This is a genomic window from Massilia sp. P2_C2, from assembly GCF_056404615.1.
In genome coordinates this window covers 1-4,302 of sequence record NZ_JBFUDR010000419.1, presented here as the reverse complement: position 1 = coordinate 4,302, position 4,302 = coordinate 1, and the positions used below count along the sequence as shown (strand labels likewise).

Below are 4,302 nucleotides of genomic sequence, written 5' to 3'. Positions count from 1 at the left end.
CGGCAATGTCGCCGCCGCCAGACTCGCCAGGACCGGCATGGCGAAGTCTGTTCTCGATGCCGGCTGGTCGACCTTCCGACATCAACTGGCGTACAAGGCTGTCAAGCATGGCGCGTGGTTCGAGGAAGTCGATGAAAGATTGACTTCCCGAGTCTGTTCGGATTGCGGCGCCATGCCCGATTCGCGGCCGAAAGGTATCGCAGACCTTGGAATAAGAGAGTGGCAGTGCAGTGTTTGCGGTTGTCGACATGATCGCGATACCAATGCTGCGATAAACATTCTCCGTCGCGGACGTGCGACGCTAGTTGTAGGAATCCCCGTCCTTCAGGGCGGGGAGGACGTCAATGAGTCTCGATAGTCTTCACGGTCTGGACCGTCACGGCCCCGCTCGCCTCGACGTTACGGATCTGCACCGGATACCAGCCATAAGCCGGCGCCAGCCACAATTCCAGGCGCGAGCTATACGACCCGGGTTTCGGTGGCCGCACCAGGTGCCAGGTGGCGATGCGGCCCAGGCGCGTGTCGATCTGTTCCTGTCCGGCCACCGTAAAGGTAAAAACGCTCGCGTCGCGATCTTCGCCGACAAGGATGTCGATATTTCCGGACAATTGTTTCGAATCACCGCGCGCAATGGCGGTCAATTGTAGCGGCACACTGGCCTTGTCCTGCGCCCCCGGCACCAGAAAATACTTCGCCGCCGAAGCCGAAAACGTCAGCGTGCCGTCCTTGCGATTGAAGTGCGTCGCCGTCATGGATCGCCCGCGCCGCTTCTCCGTCATCAAGGTGGGGACGAATCCGTCGTCTCCAACCGTGCCCTCGCTGACGAGGGTAAGCAGGTTCACGTGCGCGAACATGACGCGGATGCCGGCCTCCACCTGGACCCGGTAGCTGGACGGCGTCACCCGCCACGACAGCAGCGCGTCGCCACTCCACTTCGTGCCGTTCGCGTCCGTGCGAGCGACGTCGAGCGTGATGTCGGCCGAAGGCGGCATATCGACCTTGTAGTGACGCGCTTCCGGCGCGGCGGGCGGCGGTTTCGCCGCAGTATCCGCCCGGGCCTGGGCCTGGGCCGCCGTAGCCTGTTTCGCATCCTGTTTCGATTGTACGGTGCCCGCGCCGGCAGCGGCGCCATCCTGCCCGGTTTGCCGTTCCGCGCTGCCGGCGGCGGCGAGAACGTCGGATTCTGGCGTCAAAGCGGGCGCCGTGGCGTCGGACGCGTTCGCAGCAGGCGTGCCTGCATCGGAGACCGATGGTGGAGCAGCAGGCTCGACCGGCACCGGCTTCACCTCGGGCACGGGCGGCTGCACGAGCACCGGTTGCGGCGGCGGGACCGGCGGCGGTGGCGGCGGCCTGGGGGCATTGATCAGTTCAGCGTCCAGCGCCGGCGCCGCCGCGCGGGCAATCCGATCGGGCACGTGGCCGACCTGGCGCGCGAACCAGAGAAACACGAGCACATGCAGCGCGACCGTGAGCAAGCCCAGCATCAATTGCCGGCGAGGACGGACGGGAGCGTATGCAGGACTCATCCGCCTAGTGTAGCCCGTCCGCCCGCGCCGCCGCACCTGCATCCGCATCTACATCCAGTCTTATTTATCTGTTACGCTAGCGGCGACCGCCGACTAGGAGACCACCATGCTGAAACCTTCCGCACCCGCCATGCCCGGCATGACGGACACGCTGGACTTCGTCAAGAACCTGTGGGGATCGATGCAGATCCCCGGCACCGGATTGCCCGGCATGCCCGGCATGTCCGGGCTCGCCGCGCCGCCGATGTCGCCCGAAGACCTCGACAAGCGCATCGCCGACCTGAAAGCGGTCGAGTCCTGGCTGAACCTGAACCTCACCATGCTGCGCGGAAGCATCCAGGCCCTGGAAGTGCAGCGCGGCACGCTGATGACCCTGAGGACGATGGGTGCCTCGATGGCCGAGGCGATGCGCCAGTCCGGCGTCAGCGCGGAAAAGATGGCCGCCAATCCGTTTGCGGCCTTCTTTGGCGCGCAGGGCCAGGGTGGCGGTGGCGCGAAGCCGGCCGCGGGCGCGACGGCGGCGAAACCGGGTACGCCGGCACCGCCCGCTCCCGCACCTGCGCCTGCTCAAGCCACGCCAGGCCCGCAGACTGCCGGCGCGGCGGGTGGCGGCACAGCCCAGCCGGGCACGGCAACACCGCTGCCGTCTGGCGCACCGGACGTGCAGAACAACCCGGCTGCCATGGCGATGCCGGCCGCCGTTGCGTGGTGGAACATGTTGCAGGACCAATTTACGCAGGCGGTAGCCAGCGCGATGGCGCCTGCGGCCGCGGCGGCAGCCTCTTCTGCGCCGCCCGCGACCGATGGTGCCCGTGCTGAGCCAAATGTGGAGGCACCCAAGCCTGCCGCGAAAGCCGGTACGGCGGCCCCGAATGGCAGTGCTGGCCACGAAACGGGGAATGGCCGGCGTGCCGGGCGGCCCAAGGCCGACAAAGGGACGCCGTAAGTCCCCTTCGCGCTACCGCACGCCTGATCCTTGGGCTCGTATGACCGGTTGACTCCGGTCATCGGGCAGCCCTGCCACGACCGGAAGCGCCTGCAACGCTGAGGCTGCCGGCTCAAGACCCGCAAGTCTGCTATTGGATTTTCGTTAGCGAAAAATATCCCAGTTTCTGGCTGCGTCCAAAACCTGGCGCACGATATGTGCCGCGAATGGTCTTGTTGCCAAGCTTTCCGTTCAAGAATAAGTATCCATCGCATATTCTGGTTCGACCGAGAGCGATGTGGCCGTCGTCGATTTCGTATGCCAGCGGCTCGGTCAATGGAAAGAATTTTTCGTCGCTGACAGCCTTCGCCTCAACGACGGCGCTCTTCCAATGACCTCCCATGCAGGATTCGGTTTCAGGCCTATCTGTCAATCGAATCGTGCCTTCAACCTTCACCTGGTGCTTCAAGTCCATGACGCGCACTTGCCAACGTGTGCCGGACACTTGTGCATGGGTAGTGACCATCACGCAAGCCATCGCGATACCGGCGCCAAGCTTGCTCAGAATAGAAATAGGTGTAGGGCGCATCAAGTGGCTGTCTCAGTGAATATGTAAATGGTTGCTACTGGGGCAGCGCGAAGCGCTTGCTGCCGATGTGAAAACCCACCATCATCGCGCGGGCCGGTTTATTGGGCAACCGCGAACGTGGCCACGGTWTGCTGCAGRTCGGTGGCGGCATACTGCAGCTGGTGCACGGCCTCGCTCGTSGCCTTGAGCGAATCGACGGTCTGCTGGCTGGCGTCGGACAGCTGCGTCATCGTCTCCGTGATCTGCGACGCGCCGACGGCCTGCGACTGCATCCCCTGCAGCACGAGGTCGAAGCGSGGYGCCARYTTGCCCACCTGCTCCGTCATGCCGGACAGTTGCTCGGCSACGTGRCGCGCCTCGTCCACGCTGCGGCGGATGTCCTCGGTAAACTTGTCCATGCCCATCACGCTGGCCGACACSGCGGACTGCATCTCCTTCAGCATCTGCTCGATGTCCCACGTSGACACGGACGTCTGGTCGGCCARGCGCCGGATCTCGCTGGCGACGACGGCGAARCCGCGGCCCGCCTCGCCGGCCTTCTCGGCCTCGATSGCGGCATTCAGCGACAGGATGTTGGTCTGGTCCGCGACCTTGGTGATSGTCGTCAGCACGCTGTTGATGTTGCTGGCCTTTTCCGACAGCGTGGCGAGCTTGGCGCTGATCGTGTCGGTGGCCGTGACCATCTGCTGCATCGACTGGTCCATGCGCCTGAGATTGTCCTGCGCCTCGGCCGTGGCGGACGTCGTGTAGTCGGCGACSTGGCCCGCYTCCTCCATCGTGCGCAGCAGYTGCGWCGTGTTGGCCGAGATCTCGCGCGTCGTCGACAGCACYTCGACGGTCGTCTGCGCCTGTTCGATGCCCGTCGCYTCCTGCTCGCGCGCGGACGCGGCGATCTGCGTCGCGGACGTGGTGACCTGGATGCCCGCRCGCTGCACATTGTTCAGCAGGCTGCGCAGGTTGCCGAACATCGTGGACAGGCCTTCGCCCAGGCGGCCGATGGCATCCTCGCCGCGGACGGTGACGGTACCCGTCAGGTCGCCGCGCGCGGCCCTGGAGACGACGTCCAGCAGCGCATCGACCTTGGCGCGCAGCTCGTTCGTGGCGGCCAGTTCCTTGGCCTGGCTGTCCTCGATGGACTGGGCCATGCGGTTGAATTCCATCGCCACCTGTCCCAGTTCGTCGCGCGCCAGCACCTCGGCGCGGGCGCCGTGCACGCCGCTGGCGATCTGGCCGGTCGCCTGCATCACCGGTCGCCTGCATCA

General features: G+C 65.4%; 5 protein-coding genes. 2 read left to right on the top strand and 3 right to left on the bottom strand.

Annotated features, from left to right (window positions below; genetic code table 11):
* The coding region (locus AC1DYX_RS28470) for an RNA-guided endonuclease InsQ/TnpB family protein (protein WP_477265167.1) at positions 1-358 on the top strand (358 nt) is incomplete at its 5' end.
* Here the strand turns inward: AC1DYX_RS28470 and AC1DYX_RS28465 are convergent.
* Positions 342-1,484, bottom strand: a complete 1,143-nt coding sequence (locus AC1DYX_RS28465; RefSeq protein ID WP_477265165.1) for a DUF3108 domain-containing protein — start codon at positions 1,482-1,484, stop codon at positions 342-344. The genes AC1DYX_RS28470 and AC1DYX_RS28465 overlap by 17 nt on opposite strands.
* A 148-nt stretch (positions 1,485-1,632) precedes the next feature.
* Here AC1DYX_RS28465 and AC1DYX_RS28460 point away from each other — a divergent pair, with 148 nt between their 5' ends.
* Complete coding sequence (locus AC1DYX_RS28460) at positions 1,633-2,472, top strand: PhaM family polyhydroxyalkanoate granule multifunctional regulatory protein (protein WP_477265163.1); 840 nt, start codon at positions 1,633-1,635, stop codon at positions 2,470-2,472.
* A gap of 130 nt (positions 2,473-2,602) precedes the next feature.
* On the opposite strand, the gene AC1DYX_RS28455 is transcribed toward AC1DYX_RS28460, so the two are convergent.
* Both AC1DYX_RS28455 and AC1DYX_RS28450 read right to left on the bottom strand, forming a co-directional pair.
* A complete protein-coding gene (locus tag AC1DYX_RS28455; protein WP_477265161.1) occupies positions 2,603-3,043 on the bottom strand; it encodes a hypothetical protein in 441 nt (146 codons plus the stop codon).
* A 95-nt stretch (positions 3,044-3,138) separates the two neighbouring features.
* Positions 3,139-4,284 (bottom strand): methyl-accepting chemotaxis protein, encoded by a 1,146-nt coding sequence (locus tag AC1DYX_RS28450; RefSeq protein ID WP_477265160.1) that lies wholly within the window; start codon positions 4,282-4,284, stop codon positions 3,139-3,141.
* Between the last annotated feature and the right edge of the window lie 18 nt (positions 4,285-4,302).